12 protein-coding genes and 11 tRNA genes are annotated in these 16933 nt (G+C 41.3%); 13 read left to right on the forward strand and 10 right to left on the reverse strand.

Features of this window, described 5'->3' with window-relative positions; all coding sequences use genetic code 11:
* Positions 1-437: 437 nt before the first annotated feature.
* The 5 genes from OCI93_RS02060 (at position 438) to ligA (ending at position 8262) form a co-directional block, all read left to right on the forward strand.
* Positions 438-1163, forward strand: coding sequence for a DUF6445 family protein (locus OCI93_RS02060; RefSeq protein WP_261591735.1), 726 nt, complete (start codon positions 438-440; stop codon positions 1161-1163).
* A gap of 70 nt (positions 1164-1233) precedes the next feature.
* Positions 1234-1965, forward strand: a complete 732-nt coding sequence (locus OCI93_RS02065; RefSeq protein WP_261625653.1) for a TrmH family RNA methyltransferase — start codon at positions 1234-1236, stop codon at positions 1963-1965.
* A 55-nt stretch (positions 1966-2020) separates the two neighbouring features.
* Entirely contained in the window at positions 2021-5416 is a 3396-nt protein-coding gene (locus tag OCI93_RS02070; RefSeq protein WP_261625654.1) for a chromosome segregation SMC family protein, read from the forward strand.
* 17 nt (positions 5417-5433) lie between these two features.
* Positions 5434-6174, forward strand: a complete 741-nt coding sequence (gene zipA / locus OCI93_RS02075) for a cell division protein ZipA (RefSeq protein WP_261591738.1) — start codon at positions 5434-5436, stop codon at positions 6172-6174.
* Between the two features lie 69 nt (positions 6175-6243).
* Positions 6244-8262, forward strand: coding sequence for an NAD-dependent DNA ligase LigA (gene ligA / locus OCI93_RS02080; protein WP_261591739.1), 2019 nt, complete (start codon positions 6244-6246; stop codon positions 8260-8262).
* 114 nt (positions 8263-8376) lie between these two features.
* Here ligA and OCI93_RS02085 read toward each other — a convergent pair whose 3' ends face one another.
* Positions 8377-9618, reverse strand: coding sequence for a pepsin/retropepsin-like aspartic protease family protein (locus OCI93_RS02085; protein WP_261591740.1), 1242 nt, complete (start codon positions 9616-9618; stop codon positions 8377-8379).
* A gap of 94 nt (positions 9619-9712) precedes the next feature.
* On the opposite strand from OCI93_RS02085, the gene OCI93_RS02090 reads away from it, so the two are divergent.
* On the forward strand, positions 9713-10522 hold the full coding sequence (locus tag OCI93_RS02090; protein WP_261625655.1) for a helix-turn-helix domain-containing protein: 810 nt from the start codon (positions 9713-9715) through the stop codon (positions 10520-10522).
* A gap of 20 nt (positions 10523-10542) precedes the next feature.
* Here OCI93_RS02090 and OCI93_RS02095 read toward each other — a convergent pair whose 3' ends face one another.
* Positions 10543-10965, reverse strand: coding sequence for a GNAT family N-acetyltransferase (locus OCI93_RS02095; protein ID WP_261591742.1), 423 nt, complete (start codon positions 10963-10965; stop codon positions 10543-10545).
* Positions 10966-11188: 223 nt separating this feature from the next.
* On the opposite strand from OCI93_RS02095, the gene OCI93_RS02100 reads away from it, so the two are divergent.
* The 3 genes from OCI93_RS02100 to msrB all read left to right on the forward strand — a co-directional run bounded on the left by OCI93_RS02100 (position 11189) and on the right by msrB (position 12884).
* Positions 11189-11437 carry a RebB family R body protein gene (locus OCI93_RS02100; protein ID WP_261591743.1) on the forward strand — a complete coding sequence of 83 codons (249 nt, stop codon included), beginning with the start codon at positions 11189-11191 and terminating at the stop codon, positions 11435-11437.
* 511 nt (positions 11438-11948) lie between these two features.
* The gene (locus OCI93_RS02105) at positions 11949-12434 is read left to right on the forward strand and encodes a DUF2919 domain-containing protein (protein WP_261591744.1); all 486 of its coding nucleotides are present in this window, start codon (positions 11949-11951) and stop codon (positions 12432-12434) included.
* Positions 12435-12443: 9 nt separating this feature from the next.
* The gene (gene msrB / locus OCI93_RS02110; RefSeq protein ID WP_261625656.1) at positions 12444-12884 is read left to right on the forward strand and encodes a peptide-methionine (R)-S-oxide reductase MsrB; all 441 of its coding nucleotides are present in this window, start codon (positions 12444-12446) and stop codon (positions 12882-12884) included.
* On the opposite strand, the gene OCI93_RS02115 is transcribed toward msrB, so the two are convergent.
* The 8 genes from OCI93_RS02115 to OCI93_RS02150 form a co-directional block, all read right to left on the reverse strand.
* A complete protein-coding gene (locus OCI93_RS02115; RefSeq protein ID WP_261625657.1) occupies positions 12881-14512 on the reverse strand; it encodes a tetratricopeptide repeat-containing response regulator in 1632 nt (543 codons plus the stop codon). The genes msrB and OCI93_RS02115 overlap by 4 nt on opposite strands.
* Positions 14513-15006: 494 nt before the next feature.
* A tRNA-Val gene (locus tag OCI93_RS02120) sits at positions 15007-15082 on the reverse strand.
* Positions 15083-15118: 36 nt separating this feature from the next.
* Positions 15119-15194: transfer RNA gene (locus OCI93_RS02125), tRNA-Val, on the reverse strand.
* A 33-nt stretch (positions 15195-15227) separates the two neighbouring features.
* A tRNA-Val gene (locus OCI93_RS02130) sits at positions 15228-15303 on the reverse strand.
* A gap of 16 nt (positions 15304-15319) precedes the next feature.
* Positions 15320-15395, reverse strand: a tRNA-Val gene (locus OCI93_RS02135).
* Positions 15396-15419: 24 nt separating this feature from the next.
* A tRNA-Val gene (locus tag OCI93_RS02140) sits at positions 15420-15495 on the reverse strand.
* Positions 15496-15511: 16 nt separating this feature from the next.
* A tRNA-Val gene (locus OCI93_RS02145) sits at positions 15512-15587 on the reverse strand.
* Positions 15588-15605: 18 nt separating this feature from the next.
* Positions 15606-15681, reverse strand: a tRNA-Val gene (locus OCI93_RS02150).
* A gap of 637 nt (positions 15682-16318) precedes the next feature.
* Here OCI93_RS02150 and OCI93_RS02155 point away from each other — a divergent pair.
* The 4 genes from OCI93_RS02155 to OCI93_RS02170 all read left to right on the forward strand — a co-directional run bounded on the left by OCI93_RS02155 (position 16319) and on the right by OCI93_RS02170 (position 16888).
* Positions 16319-16394, forward strand: a tRNA-Ala gene (locus OCI93_RS02155).
* A 36-nt stretch (positions 16395-16430) separates the two neighbouring features.
* A tRNA-Glu gene (locus tag OCI93_RS02160) sits at positions 16431-16506 on the forward strand.
* Between the two features lie 131 nt (positions 16507-16637).
* Positions 16638-16713 (forward strand) — tRNA-Glu (locus OCI93_RS02165).
* A gap of 99 nt (positions 16714-16812) precedes the next feature.
* Positions 16813-16888: transfer RNA gene (locus OCI93_RS02170), tRNA-Glu, on the forward strand.
* Positions 16889-16933: the final 45 nt, after the last annotated feature.

A 16933-nucleotide genomic window follows, 5' to 3' on the forward strand; every position in this document is an offset into this window, starting at 1 on the left:
TTGTTTAAAATTCGACGTAAACATAACGCCTCTCTAGTCTAGAGTCAATGAGCTGGAAAGCTGTTACACTGTTATATTTTTGTTTTTATTTCAGTAATTTAAATAGTGTGAGTGATATTGTGTTTTCCATGACTTGTTTATTTGAACTTGCACTTCTTTTTGTTTCATTAATTGGGACAATGTATTTTTTATTTTTTATTCGCTGCTTTCATAAAGGATGTTACTAAATCAAATAAATGAGTGAAGTCTATAGTTGATAAAATTAAATTGTATAAAAATCTGCCCACTTAAAGGTGCAAACCTTCGCTAAATCCCTTAGAGTATTTGACTAAATTTAACATCAGTCATTACAAACCATTTTAAAAATATATTTACTTCAATTGTGGGAGAAATAAAATGACTGGTGTTTATCATTACATCTAGGCTAAGGAGTCATTTTGGCAAAATATGTACATACCAAACTAACGGGTAAAGAGGAATTACCAGCGATACCAAACGGGTTTGCCCAGATCCCTTATGAAAAACCAGAGCAAGGTAAAAACTTTTGGATAGCGGATGATTTTTTTGAACATGAACAAGCGATGGCTATCCGCAAGCGTTGCCTAAGTAAAACAGATTGGAAGTTAGGTAAGCCTTATACAAAAGAGTTATGGCCTGGTAGACGTTCACCAAACGCGTTAGTAGATGAAGAGCTTCAGCAAGTTGAGCGATGGGTCAAAGAAAAGTTAGGTAAAGATAAACTGTGGGTTGCAAAATCTAATCAGGTTGTGGTTGATACTAACACTGCAATTTTAGTTGGAGATGAAGAAGGTGCAGCACGCCCACATGTCGATAATAGGCAGTTGTGTCGTTATGCGGCTGTGTTGTATTTAACGCCTAAACCAAGAGCTCACTCAGGTACTTCATTTTACCGTTTACGCTATGCAAATCATGCTGCAGGGGGAAATGCAGTATATGCGCCCTATAAAAACTTAGTCGATGCCTTAAACATAGAGGCTCTGCCAATTAGCGCTTGGTATGAAGATCTTGAGATTGAAAACAGTTTCAATCGTTTAGCATTATTTAAAGGTAATTTAGCACACAGTGCCAGTGATTATTTTGGCCATAGCAGTGACGATAAACGTTTGGCGGTGACGTTTTTTTGGATGACCGACGACGAGTAATCTAACACTTCGCGCTCTCGCATTCTGTGCTGCCTCAGGTATAATCCCTTATTCTTCTGCTGGGGTAGCTATGATCTCTAAAAACCAATTAAAGTTGTTACGCGCGTTGGCGCAAAAAAAATATCGAAAACAACATGGTCTGTACTTAGTGCAAGGCCAGAAGAATGTGCAGGAACTATTGACCGCCAATGTCGCAATTGAACAGTTGTTTGCAAGTGCGCAGTTTATCGCTGAACATCAAGCACAATTGCAAAGTATTCAGTATATAGAGACCGACAATGAAAGTTTGACTAAAGCCAGTACGTTAACCAGCAACAGTGCTGCAATTGCGATAGTCAAATTTCCAGAACCACAAGCCATAAACGAATCAGGGATGATCCTAGCCCTAGATGGTGTTTCTGACCCCGGTAATTTAGGAACGATTATTCGCGTTGCTGACTGGTATGGCTTTAAACAAATTGTGCTCAGCGATGATTGTGCTGATCATTTAAATCCAAAAGTGATCAGCGCAACGATGGGATCATTTGTTCGTATTAATGTTGTACGCACTAATTTGCCAGTGTTTCTCTCACGCTATGATGGCGCAATTTATGGTGCATTCTTAGATGGGCAAAGCGTTCATACTACGGCTTTTGCAAAGCGAGGTGTGCTGGTTATGGGCAGTGAATCCCATGGTATTCGTGAGCAAGCTAGCCAATACATAAATACACCAATAACGATACCTGCATTTGGTGGTGCTGAGTCGCTTAATGTGGCAATGGCAACGGGTATAATTTTAGATAATATAAAGCGCAGTAGTTAATTTTTACTACTTGTTTTGCTATCTTTTTCTATAAGTAGTGAATAAAAATAATAATATGCGGTTAAGCAGTATCAAGTTGGCGGGATTCAAGTCGTTTGTTGAACCGACCAAAATACCATTCCCTGATCCCATGACCTGTGTGGTTGGCCCCAACGGCTGTGGTAAATCTAACGTGATTGATGCCGTGCGTTGGGTGCTAGGCGAAAGCTCAGCCAAAAATTTGCGTGGTGATGCGATGATCGATGTTATTTTTAATGGCTCAACTAACCGCAAAGCAATTTCACAAGCCTCAGTCGAGCTTGTATTTGATAATGCTCAAGGGCGTTTACCGGGCACACTTGCAGATAGAAACCAAGTAGCAATTAAACGATTAGTGACTAGAGATGGACAGTCGCTATATTTTCTTAATGGCAGCAAATGCAGAAAACGTGATATTACCGATATATTTTTAGGAACAGGCCTTGGGCCGCGTAGTTATGCCATTATTGAGCAAGGTATGATCTCGCGTTTAATTGAAAGCAAGCCACAAGAGCTTAGAGTGTTTTTAGAAGAAGCAGCAGGCGTATCAAAATATAAAGAACGACGAAGAGAAACGCAGACTCGCATTAAAAGTACCCGGGAAAACCTAGAGCGTTTGTTAGATGTGCGTCAAGAGCTGCAAGTTCAACTAGATAAACTTGCTCTACAAGCAGAAGAAGCTAAATCGTACCGACAATTAAAAGCCCAAGAGCGTACTTTAAAAGGCGAACTTGCGGTACTTAAGTGGCAAGTGTTGCACCAAAAGCAATTAGAAAAATCACAGCAAATTGGTCAATTACAACAAGAGCTTAACTTTTTAAATACCGCCCATGGTGGCCATGATGACGTGCTTGCCACTTTAGAGGGCAAAGTGGCCCATATTAGTGATGAAATAAGTGCCCAGCAAAATAGTATTCATCAAATCCATACTGAGCTGACTCGCACTGAACAGCAAAAGATACACTTAGTTGATAAGCTACGTAATGTACAGCAAAGCATCGATAAACAACAACAGCTTTATAATGAGGCGGGGCACTTATTAGTCGCACAAAAAGAGCAGGTTGAACAGCATCATGATTTATTACAACAAAGCATCGAAGACGTGCTTGTTCATCAAGCGCAACATCAAGAATGTGATGAGCATTATCAATCGTTATTAGAAGGTTTCACTGAATTAGAAGCGCAGCAACAAACATTACAAACCCAACAAAATAATGCGTTACAAGCACAGCATCAAGCACAACAAAACCTCTCTACTGCACAGCAGGCTTACACCCATGCGCAAGAAAAGTATCAAGCCATCGATGAGCAGCTATATCAATTAAAAGAACAAAAAATTGCAGCTGAACTTGCTGAACAACGCCAGTTGTACAGTGTAAAAGCGCAAGATATGGCGCGTTTGCAGTCGCAAGCCTATGAGCTTACAGAACGCTTGACTAAGCTACAGGAACAAAAAGAAGCGCTCTATAGTGAGTTTCAAGATTGCCAATTAGAATACGCTAACTGTGATGCAAATATTAATGCTCTGAATCAAGTGCTTGGAGAAAAAAATAGTCCGAGCGCACAGAGTTATCTAACCGATTTACGTGTGCAGGCCGGTTTTGAGCAGGTTGTTGAACGTGCATTGCTTGGCTTAACACAATTAAAACCAGCGTTGGCATTGAGCAATGATGCTGTTTGGCCATTGGAACAACCGTGTGTATTGGGCTCTGTGGCCAGTGTGATTGAATCAGGGTGTTACCCTTCGTTATTGAATCATATTCAGCTTCTTGAGCAAGGACAAGTTTATACCGATAATCAAAAGTGGCTGCTTGCTATAGACATGAATGCTTGCATGTATGGTGCAAATTGGCGCTCAAGTAATATAAGTGCAGAGCAAAGTAGCAGTGTGTTGCTACAGCATGCTAAATTGAGAGACCTTGAACAGCAGCTGCCTTTGCTTGAGTTGAAAAAAACTGATTTAAGTGCGCAGTTAGATGCGTTAGAGCTGACCTATAAAGACGGCAATCATGCTCAGCAACTGAATAAAACACAGGTGCATCAGCTTGCTCAAGAAATGGCAAGCAGCCAGACTCGTATCGATATGCTGATACAGCAAGTGGCTGTATGGCAAGAAAAACAGCAGGTACTTTCAGAGCAATTATTCAGTACACAAGCAAAGTATGCGCTTCAAGAACAGCAAATGATACAGTGTCAGCAGTTGTTGGATGACTGCAAGCAACAGCTAACAAGTTTGGCGCAACAGCATGCGCATTTTGATGAGCAATTTTCACAAGCAAAACAAGCACTACAAGCTGCATTAAGTGCCAAACAAAAAATGCAGCACCTGTTACATGATGCAAAATTGGCACAGCAACAAGCTAACAGTGACTGGCAGTTAAGCGAATCAAAAGCTCAGCATTTAGCGCACAGCCAAACACAAGCTCATGCGCACTTACAAGAGTTATTAGAAGAGCAAATGTTATTGCAAGAACCGCAAGCAGAGGCCGATGAGCAAATTGCTTTGTTATTAGCACAACATGAACAGCAGCAAAATATTTTATTGGCGCTACAAGCACAGCTCAATGGAGCAAAAACTAAACTACAAGAAAAACAGGCAAGCTTGAAAAGTGCGCAATCTGAGGTTCAGGTGCTCAATGATAAGTTGCAGCAGTTAAAATTAGACGAGCAAGGGTTAATGATTAAAGCTCAAGGCGCTTTAGAGCCATTGCAAGAGCTACAGCAAAATTTAAAATCGGTGTTAGAGCAGCTAGCAAGTCAAGCAACACCAAGCGAACATCAGGCGCGATTAACTAAAGTAAGCCAAAATTTGTCTCAATTAGGGGCTGTCAATTTAGCTGCAATTGACGAATTTGAACAAACTAAAACGCGCAAAGAATACCTTGATACTCAATTAGCTGATTTAACTGCCGCACTTGATACCCTTGAAGGGGCAATAAAGAAAATAGACAGAGAAACTAAAACGCGCTTTAAAGCTACATTTGAGCAAGTTAATGAAGACTTAGCCGAGTTATTTCCAAAAGTATTTGGTGGTGGTAGTGCCTACCTGGAATTAACCAGTGATGACTTACTAGAAAGTGGTGTTTCTATCATGGCCAGACCACCAGGTAAGAAAAACTCGACAATTCATCTGTTAAGTGGTGGAGAAAAAGCGCTGACCGCATTATCATTGGTGTTTTCTATATTTAGACTTAATCCGGCACCATTTTGTATGCTTGATGAAGTTGATGCGCCGCTTGATGATGCCAATGTTGGACGATTTTGTCGTTTGGTTGAAGAAATGTCACAAACGGTGCAATTTATTTATATTAGCCACAATAAAATAGCCATGGAAATGGCTGGTAGGTTGACGGGGGTAACTATGGCAGAACCTGGGGTTTCGCGTATGGTTGCCGTTGATATTGAACAAGCAGTGCAGATGGCACAAGCGTAATAATAAAAAGGTGAGTGATGGCCACAGAATTGAGATGGGCGTTAATCGTGATCAGCGCATTAGTGATTGGTGGATTGCTGATCCATGGACTTTGGTCAGTGCGTAAAAAGAATAGTGATGAACAACCACAGCCTAGAGTGCAGCCAGATAGTCATAAATCAAAACCGAATGATGAGCATGGCACAGCAACGCTTGATGATGAGCCTGATATTGGCGAATTGAGTTTTGCCGCAACCGATGATGAGCCTCACCATGATACTTCTGATTCAGTAGAGTTGGCAGAGCATGATGAAACGGGTGACGATCTAAGCGCCAGCAAAGTTGATGACGCAAATAGTGATGTCCCACAAGCCCAAGAGTTTATCATTTTGCACATTGAAATGCCGCAAGGGTTAACAATGGCGGGTTCTCGCTTATTGCCATCGGTGTTGAGTCTGGGCTTTAAATACTCGGATGAGGGCTTTTTTAATCGTCATGTAGAGCCTTCGGGTAATGGTCCGGTACTATTTAGGTTAGTAAATATGTTTAACCCAGGTACGTTTGATATTGATAATATGGAACAATTTAGTACTGCTGGGGTGAGCTTGTTTATGACGTTACCATGCGATGGTGATGGCTTAGCTGCATTTAACATGCTCCACGGTGCTGCGAAGAAGTTGGCTGATGAATTTGGTGCAACTGTATTAGATAGCCACCGTGAACCATTGAGTGTAAGTACCGTACGCGCTTATGTAGAAAAGGTACGTGAGTTTTCATAAGCCAAAAGGCTAAATTAATTTTAAGCCACGCTCTTAAAGGGTCGTGGCTTTTGTGTTTTAGAGGTAGCAATGTCAGAGTCAATAAATAGTCAAATTCTTAGTTTGAGAGCACAGTTAGAAGATCACAATTATCAATATTATGTCATGGATAACCCTGTGGTCCCAGATGCTGAATATGACCGTTTAATGCAAGCTCTAATAGCGCTTGAAACAGCTAGCCCTGAATTGTTAACTGTCGATTCGCCATCACAAAAAGTGGGTGGCCAAGCACTGGGGAAATTTGAGCAAGTAACACACCAAGTACCTATGTTATCGCTTGATAATGCGTTTGATGACGCAGAGTTTTCGGCATTTAATCGCCGAATTAAGGAGCGCTTACTCAGTGCTGACGAGCTTGATTTTTGCTGTGAGCCTAAGCTTGATGGCCTAGCTGTATCGATTTTATATCGAGATGGAATATTGGTGCAGGCGGCAACTCGCGGTGATGGACAGGTGGGGGAAAATATCACCGAGAATGTGAAAACTATTCGTAACATTCCACTGCGTTTACGTGGCGATAATATTCCACAAGAGCTGGAAGTTCGTGGCGAAGTCTTTATGGACAGCGCTGGATTTACACGTTTGAATGAAACAGCTATAGCCAAAGGTGAAAAAACCTTTGCTAACCCGCGTAATGCAGCAGCTGGCAGCTTGCGTCAATTAGACTCAAAAGTGACGGCTAAGCGGCCATTGATGTTTTATGCTTATTCTCTGGGCGTGGTACAAGGTGCTGAGTTACCTAATGAGCATTTTGCACAGCTCAAAAAGTTAACGCAGTGGGGCTTTCCTATGTGCCCTGAAACACGATTAGTATCAGGCACCAAAGCGGTGCTTGCCTATTATCAGGACATTTTAACTCGACGTGCTAACTTGGCTTATGAAATTGATGGCGTGGTTATTAAAGTGAATAACAAAGCTTACCAGCAGCAGTTAGGCTTTGTCGCGCGAGCGCCACGCTGGGCAATCGCATTTAAGTTTCCAGCACAAGAAGAGATCACACAGTTACTTGATGTTGAGTTTCAAGTCGGGCGTACCGGTGCAATTACACCCGTTGCACGCTTAGAGCCTGTGTTTGTAGGTGGTGTAACGGTATCGAATGCAACTTTGCATAACCGTGATGAAATAGAGCGTTTAGGCGTTAAAGTTGGTGATACGGTGATCGTGCGCCGAGCCGGGGATGTTATTCCACAGGTCACACAGGTTGTGCTAGAACGTCGTCCGGATAACGCCAAAGAAATCGAATTTCCAGCCAGTTGCCCTGTGTGTGACTCTCATATTGAGCGTATTGAAGGAGAGGCCGTGACGCGTTGTACAGGCGGCTTGGTGTGCCAAGCGCAGCGCAAGCAAGCAATTAAGCACTTTGCCTCGAGAAAGGCGCTGGATGTAGATGGCTTGGGAGATAAGATTGTTGAACAGCTGGTAGAGCGTGAACTCGTTCATACACCGGCAGACTTATTTATTTTAAAGCAGGGCCACTTTGAATCATTGGAACGAATGGGTCCAAAATCTGCGAAAAACTTAGTAGAGGCTTTGGAGAGTGCAAAAACGACGACATTGGCTAAGTTTCTTTATGCACTAGGCATTAGAGAGGTGGGTGAAGCGACTGCCCAAAATTTAGCAAATCACTTTTTAACACTGGAAAAGGTGATAGCGGCGCCAATAGATGCGTTGCAAGAAGTCAGTGATGTAGGCGTCATTGTTGCCAAGCATTTGCATGCATTCTTTAATGAGCGGCATAACAAAGAGGTTGTAAATAAGCTAATTGAAGTAGGCTTGAATTGGCCTGATATTGCCCAAAAGTCAAAGCAAGAACAGCCGCTTGCGGGCTTAACTTACGTATTGACGGGTACATTGAGTCAGTTAAATCGTAACGATGCGAAAGCGCGGTTGCAGGTGCTAGGTGCTAAAGTGTCTGGTAGTGTTTCAAAAAACACCCATGCTTTAGTTGCCGGAGAAAAGGCAGGTTCCAAGCTGACTAAAGCGCAGGAGTTAGGTGTTGAGGTGCTAGATGAACAAGCTCTAATTGCATTATTTGCTGAGCATGAATGAGTTTGACCGCAGACAACTAGCACGTTTCAAGCATCTGTATAATATGCGTTTAATCTGCTTCTAAAAAGTAAACTAACGGAATAAGGCGGAGCATACATAAGCTCCGCCCAAGTTTTATTGTGTCATGGTGCGTGTATAAAGTGTTAAGTCATCACACTGATCAATTGAACCTTCTTGCCAGCAAAGATTAACTGACACACCATCGCCACTGAGCATACGACGTAAGTTATCGAAATTATTTTGATTAATTGTATGGCCATTTATTTTGGTCACAATAGTACCCACTTGAAGGTTTAATTTTAAGGCATGAGAGGCGTTATCTATTTGTTTTATTATGCCTCCAAGCTTGTGAGGTTCTAACACTAAACCACTTCTATCTAACAAAGAGTGCTTATCAAACAGTTTGCCTTTGCGAACAGCTACAAAGCCTTGTTGATAATTAAAGTGGATATCAAAGTTTTTTAACAATCCACTGCCTATCATACCAATGCCTTTATCATCTTTTAATTTAGGTAGGTTGTGGGCTGTCATATTTGTAAAGTGTTCAAAAAATAAATTGAACTGTTCAAGTTGGCCTGTTTCTATTTGTTGCATACCTTCAAAGTTTTCAAATTTGCTTTGATAAACGGCAGCAGGAAACTTAATGTTTTGTGCAAGCGCTTTATTTAAATAAATATAATCAGGCGCACCTGTGTCAAGCACGAATTTGTAGGATGAGGTAGAGCCAGTTTGATTACTGATATTTGCACTAACATAGGGGAGCCTGCCGTGTATCGACAGTGGATACTGTTGCCAAGACTGAGTCAGTGGAATGTTGCTTTGAGGTTTACTAAAAACAACCGTGTTATCACTATAAAGTATCGTAATATTATAGTGATTAAACAAGTCGTATCCAATAGCGCCGTCAAAGTATGCGCTATCAAAATCATCAAATAAAGGGTTTTGATTGATAGGCACATGAATTAAGGTTAAATCAGATAACTTGATGTTGCCTACAGATACTTTGGCATTATTAACAATATTAATTTTCTTTTCGCTGAGATTTAGCTGACCTTCTATATTTAAATGCATAGGCTGTGATCTGGGGGTTTCAAACAGAACAGTGGCTGATGCGGCGGAATCAAGGGCAAATCGCAAAGGTTGACTGTCGTTTATCGCCAGCTCAATGATGATATGTCCATCATGCCAAACAAAGGGCAATGAGAACTGTTCGTTGCTGCCTTGCCATTGTTGTGAAGCCAATAAATTACCGCTTTGCAAGTTTATGATCCCTTTTGCCTGACAACCGCTTAGCAGCCAAATAAGGGCACAACTTGCTAGCAGTTTGGCAATAATTAAATGATACTGGGTGTTCATGTTTCTCTCCAATTTGTACTTTGCGATATAGTAATCATAAAACACTGAAAAAAATTGAACGATATTGCGGTCGCTACCTCTAGGAGTAGGCTTAATGGGTAAAAATACGAGCTGGATAAAGCGCGCAAAAGATGGCTCTGGTCGTATAGAAGAGTATATGAGCGACTTTGCGTATGCACCTCATAAGCATGCGACTTATGCTTTGGCAATTACCACGCTAGGCGTTCAGCATTTCAACTATCGTGGCCAATTGCGCCATGCGTTACCAGGAGAGGTAGTGATACTTCACCCTGATGAAGTTCATGATGGGCAAGCTTTGCCAGGAAGGCCTTTTGCTTATCGAGGCATGACGATTGAGCCCTATCAAGTACAAGACATTTTACAAGGTGCTAGTTTGCCGTTTCTAGAGTCGGGAGTAACCAAATTACCTGAATTTGTGCTACTGGCGAAAGCATTTTTAGCTGATTTTGAGCAACCATTTGATACGCTTGAATATCAAGATTTGCTTTATAGCTTTGCAACTTGTTTACAGCGAGCAACTAATAATAGCAAATACCATAAAACCACTAACTATCAAGCTATGAAGTTGGTTAAAGAGTATCTAGACGATGAGTTACATGCACAGCATATCGCTTTCAGTGCTTTCAACTTAGATAAGTTAGCGTGCATTGCAAACTATAGTAAATGGCAAGTTACCCGAGATTTTAGAGCGCTTTATGGCACTACACCTTATCACTATGTAACACTTAAGCGAGTACATAAAGCAAGAACACTGATAGAGCAAGGTGTTACTTTGACCGATGTTGCAATGCAGTGCGCTTTTGCTGATCAAAGTCATATGAACAGGCAATTTAAAAAGTGCTTTGGTTTTACACCAAAAATGTGTGTGAAGCTGAGCCTATAATAGCGTTGTGACCAAGCTCATTATAAATGTTTTACCAAAAAGTAGCTGGTGTGCTCTGGCGGGGTGTTTTCGAGGATACCATAAACGCTAAAACCTAATTTTTCATAAAATGGCTTGGCTTGAAAATCGAGCGTTTCAGTGCGAATTTGATGTAGCTTATGTTCATGGGCAAACACCTCTAATTGTTGCATTAATTGCGAACCTAAACCTGAACCTCGGGCACTTTCATTCACCCATAACAGCTCCAAAACACAATGGCTCCACACTATGCTTGCCTGTAGACCACCTATTATTTCATCACCATTTTGCGCGGTTATCACAAATTTATGTCCAGTGCCATGTGGGGTGTCATTTGGCAAAAACGGTGCATTAAAATCAGCTATTCCTTGATGGATAGCTGCGAGCTGTGTTTGGGTGGGGGAAGTTGAAAGTATTATTTTCAAATGTTGTTCCTAAAGTAGCTAATCGTTTTGGTAATATAAGTCATTCCATTGTTTAAATTAAATATTTGGTCAATTATAGGCTCCCAACAAGTTTGCCTGATGAAGCTGATGTAAACAAGCTTGTTGGTCGAGTGCTGTAATAGTATGTAATCGTTTTTTTTGCCATTTTACTTAATACTCATCAGAAGACTTGATTAATACGACATAAAATAAGGTGAATGCTATGCCAGTGAATGAACAAATAACAGACTCAGTAACACAAGTAAATACAAAAGTAGTGGGAGAAACGCCAGCAATGGCTATGGGAAATTTGTTAATGGCTAGAAGTCAGGCTTTGAGTTATAACGCTCATAATGCGATATCGGCTCAGCAGCAGGCTCAAATTACGATGCAAGCGGCAACAGTGCAGGGTGTTAATGCGCTGAGCACTGTTGGCTTAATGGCACTCGTTAAGCAAAATAATAAGAAATAGCCTTGTTTCCTCAAGGCAGAGCTTGCGTCGCATATTCTATGTAAGCTCGGTGATAATGTAGAAAAAATACCTAAAAGGTTCAACCAATGGATTACACTGCGTTGTCATGTGTTATTAACATCAATTACTATGTTACACAGCCCATACCTAGCATTGAAAGCTCTTGATTTGAAAAAAAGTTCATATCTCAAAGAATCACAGCCCCTAGAATTTGTGAGCAGAAATAAATGTGCATTGTATAGTGCTTTTTAGGCAATGTAGGGGAAAGTACATAATAGTAACAAACATTGCGTTTGAGTGTTTTTTAATACCTTATCAAAGTCATCAGGTATTACTTTATTTGAGCTAATAAGCGGCAAGTTGGGCTAATTTCAAGTAACCTAAACGATAAGCCTTGAATCTATGCCAGCTAAACACCATGATACATAGAATATGAACAATATGGTTCTAACTGCTCTTAACTTCGAGTAAATACGATTATAGCTAAAATGAGCCCGTTTGGAGTAGAACAATGAAGCAGTATGGCCCAGAATATTGGGACAAATATGGTGTGTATCGTACACCTATCGGGTTTAATCTTACTTTGATCGTACTTCTAAGGGCTTATCTGTTATGGGTTTTTTCAGCGGTTGCTCGGCGTCCTGACTTAGATTTAATGTCATTGTTTTTTCAGTCAAAGACGCATTTTTTTGTGGCACTAGGTATTGGTGCTGTCGCGTTAATACCGACCATTGTGTTTTCATTACGCAGACCAACGAGCTCACAAAAGTTAGCAACGTATTGGCGTTATATGCGCTGGCCACTGTTAGCGACAGCGGTTGCTGATTTAACATGGCTGAGTATGCAGGCTGCGCAAAGTCATTATCAGTTTTCGATGTTTATTGCGATACAAATGGTGATGCTGTTATGGGTAATTTTATATTTGCTAAAGAGTAAATATTTAAGCTGCTTCTTTAATGATTGGCCTGAGCCTGAAGAGCAAAGCAAAGTTAAATAAGGTACTACTATGTTAAAATGGAAAGACATTTTAAATTTTGCGGCTGATGGTAGCCTTAAGCCTACCTTTCGAGTCGAGAAAAGCCCACAGCAGTGGCAGAATGAGCTCAGTGATGAGGTTTACTTTGTTACACGTGACAAAGGTACAGAAAGGCCTTATAGCAGCGCTAGTTGCAGCTTATTCGAACCAGGGAAGTATGCATGTGCCTGTTGTGATAATGTATTATTTGACGCGCATGAGAAGTTTGAGAGCGGTTCTGGCTGGCCTTCTTTTACACAACCTGTGCAGGATAATGCGATAGCTTATATTAGCGATAGCTCAGCGGGTATGCAGCGCATAGAAATCATTTGCAACGCATGTGATGCGCATTTAGGGCATGTATTCCCCGATGGTCCACCGCCAAGTGGGTTACGTTATTGTGTTAATGCATTATCAATGGTCAAGCTCTAATCGATTGACAAACCTAGCTCTTGTATGTGTGCGAGCAATTTTGCAAAACGTTCATGTTGCTCTGCATCAAGGGGCATTGTACTTAAAGTTTGATAACATTTTTTTGCAAGTGCGGAGTTAAACGTGCCACCACTTTTGCCGGTGTGATCTAACATGCATTGGAGTAAGTTAAGTGCAATACTGGTGTTTCGAGGCATGATCCTAAAAGCCTGAGTAAAAGCTTCCATTGCCACCTCTAATTGGCCTCGTTTAAATTGGTTGACTGCATGGTTATTTAGTTCTTTAGGACCCATGGTGATATCTCTACGTTCTTGTTGCTGCTGCTCAATATAGCGCATCGTAATTGGGTCACTAACTTGCTTATGATGCTTACAGTGCTCAATGATTTGTGTAAACAAATGTTGTGCCTTATTTTGAAAGCCAAGTTCGTGAAAGGCTTTTGCCTTATCTAAAGCAGCATCCACAGAATGTATCGCTGGCTCGTCATCTAACTGTTCAATCAGTTGGCGGGCTTTTTTACTTTCGTCTTTTAGATAGTGAATGCGTGCATGCAACACATCTATTTGTGCTTGATTACTGGCATCCGGAAACTGTTTTTTTAAGTCACCTAAATATTGCTGACTCTGGCGGGTTACTCTTTGTATTTGTTCGCTTTGGTCAGTTGTTAAGGCAAAGTCGATGCCAGCTCTTACTGCATTTAAATATACATCTGGCCCATCATGGATAGAGTTTTTTGCATATAGGGCTATTTCCTTCATGGCATTGTAGTTTGATTCGTAGTCATGGTTTAGAGACGCAATTCGTCCGAGTGACTTTTGCCTACTGATATTGCGAGGCGCAATAGATGAGGCTTCTTTTAGCCTTTGTTGGGCTTGTTCAAGTAAGTTTAGTTTAACTTCAAGTTTGCCTAGTAAGTTTAAAGCAACGAGCCTAGTTTCTGGGTGCTCTATCATGCTTGCTAGCATGCGCTGTGCCAGCGTATCTTCATTGTTTATGATTAACGTCTCAATCAAGCCAATTTTTGCCCAAGTGAATTTTTGTAATTCTAGGGCTGATTTATAAAAGTGTTTGGCATCATCGGTGCGTTTTAGCCTTAGTAAAATTTCGCCTTTTAGTTTGAGTAAAATAGGACTGTACGCATGGTTCTGCTTATCAAGATCCGCATCTATGAGTTTTAACGCTTTAGAATCATTGCCGTCATCAATGAAGGCGTAGATACTCTTTAAAGCATGCTTACGTTTTAAAACGCGATCTATCCTTATTTTCAATTCTTTAATTGAGAATGGTTTTACCAAAAACTCATCAGGAGCGAGCTCTAAAATGCTGTGCACAACAGTAGGGCTAGTTTCGGCCGAAACAAAAATAAATGCGGTTGTTTTTTTTATGAGTTTTTTATGTTTGAGTTCTTCGTAAAGTTGGTAGCCATCTTGTCCATTTGTTAAGTCGAACGAACATATAATGAGTTCAAAACTGTGCGTTTTACATTGCTCTTTTGCGACCGTGCTGCTTTCAGCAAGTTGTATGTCTCGAAAGCTTAACTGTTCCAAAGAGCGTTTCATATAGCTAAGCGCCAGAGGTTGCTCTTCAACAATTAAAATTTTCGTGTTAACAAAGGGTTGAATACTCACGTAATAAATGAACTTCTAGCAATTGGCTTGTCTCAAGTTTAGTCGTTTATTTGTATATTTAAAATATTTAGAGTACCAGATACAAATTAAATCATTCTAAAGTATTGGTTTTTTGATGGATTGTTATTGCATGAAGACGATGTTTATAAATGTAGAGCCCGGTAGCTTTGAAGTATTATATGTGGTGGGTGATACTGGACTTGATATCCGTGCCCCTCGCCTTTCGTTAAAAGGGTGGCGATGCTTTTTGTTAGGGGAGAGTTTAATCTGTTTGCTGTGTTATATGTGGTGGGTGATACTGGACTTGATACCCGTGCCCTTCGCCTTTCGTTAAAAGGGTGGCGATGCTTTTTGTTAGGGGAGAGTTTAATCTGTTTACTGTGTTATATGTGGTGGGTGATAGTGGACTTGATACCCGTGCCCTTCGCCTTTCGTTAAAAGGGTGGCGATGCTTTTTGTTAGGGGAGAGTTTAATCTGTTTACTGTGTTATATGTGGTGGGTGATACTGGACTTGAACCAGTGACCCTCGCCTTGTAAGGGCGATGCTCTCCCAACTGAGCTAATCACCCACATATAAATATTTTGAAAGTAGTTTTATGATTACATGGTGGGTCGTACTGGACTTGAACCAGTGACCCTCGCCTTGTAAGGGCGATGCTCTCCCAACTGAGCTAACGACCCCAAGTAATCATTTCTTTGCGCTTACCAAATTAATGGTGGGTCGTACTGGACTTGAACCAGTGACCCTCGCCTTGTAAGGGCGATGCTCTCCCAACTGAGCTAACGACCCGCAAAGAGTATCTAAATGGTGGGTCGTACTGGACTTGAACCAGTGACCCTCGCCTTGTAAGGGCGATGCTCTCCCAACTGAGCTAACGACCCATTTAGATTATTCCACAAAAATTGTGGTGGGTGATACTGGACTTGAACCAGTGACCCTCGCCTTGTAAGGGCGATGCTCTCCCAACTGAGCTAATCACCCTAAACATTGTTCTACATGGTGGGTCGTACTGGACTTGAACCAGTGACCCTCGCCTTGTAAGGGCGATGCTCTCCCAACTGAGCTAACGACCCATATAGAACTTTAGATAATGGTGGGTCGTACTGGACTTGAACCAGTGACCCTCGCCTTGTAAGGGCGATGCTCTCCCAACTGAGCTAACGACCCATATCTAAATTACAAACAACGTTTGGTGCGTCGTTGTGGGGCGCTATTATAGGGAGACTTGAAATAGTGTCAATACTTGAAGTTACAATTTTAGTTTATATGCGGCTTTTATCACCAGATACGAATAGCCCTTCATTATTACCATGTTAGAAAAGGAAGGTAATAAAATTCAATGTTCGTAATAACGTCAGCTTAAATGTGCATCTTTTATGAGGGTAATGTGCATGTAATTTCCTTAAACCACAATAGTTGTAATTACATTGTTGAACTATTTGAAGTTGAGGGTGTATTTAATGGTTGAAAAGGAGAGGGCTTGTTTTACGATCATCATCGGTATTTTTGTAAAAGTAAAATGGTGAGGTGGGGTTGTGTATTTAAAAGTAGTATTGCTTGATTTTTATAATACAATATTACGGCACAGCACTGACGCCAAAAAAGGTCGTTTTTTGTGCAAAAACAAGGGTTTTTATTGATAAAAGAGCAGTTAATGGTTATATTGCCAGCGAATTGCTGATTTTTAAAACGGTTGGTAAAAAGTTCACTAAAAATTGTTGACTTTGTTTGTGGGGGCCAATAGAATGCGCCCCGCACTCAGCAATACGAACGCGCAAGTTTCTTGCAGTGTTTGTTCTTAAATGGGGCTATAGCTCAGCTGGGAGAGCGCTTCGCTGGCAGCGAAGAGGTCTGCGGTTCGATCCCGCATAGCTCCACCATTTACTAAGTGCAATTGTCCTAGAACACATTTTAGTGTCCCCATCGTCTAGAGGCCTAGGACACCGCCCTTTCACGGCGGTAACAGGGGTTCGAATCCCCTTGGGGACGCCACTTATTTTTAAGTGATGTCTGTTTTGTAAACTCTCGAGTAGTTTATAAAACAATATACTCATATGGTGCGAGTTAAAATAGCCAGTCCTAGTGACACATGTTTAGCAAATTATTTGCAAAGCAATTACTGTGTCCCCATCGTCTAGAGGCCTAGGACACCGCCCTTTCACGGCGGTAACAGGGGTTCGAATCCCCTTGGGGACGCCACTTTACTTTGGTAGGGTAACGTAAACTCATATGGTGCGAGTTAAAATAGCCAGTCCTAGTGACACATGTTTAGCAAATTATTTGCAAAGCAATCACTGTGTCCCCATCGTCTAGAGGCCTAGGACACCGCCCTTTCACGGCGGTAACAGGGGTTCGAATCCCCTTGGGGACGCCACTTTACTTCGGTAGGGTAACGTAAACTCATATGGTGCGAGTTAAA

Source organism: Pseudoalteromonas holothuriae (assembly GCF_945859825.1).
GTDB lineage: Bacteria > Pseudomonadota > Gammaproteobacteria > Enterobacterales > Alteromonadaceae > Pseudoalteromonas > Pseudoalteromonas holothuriae.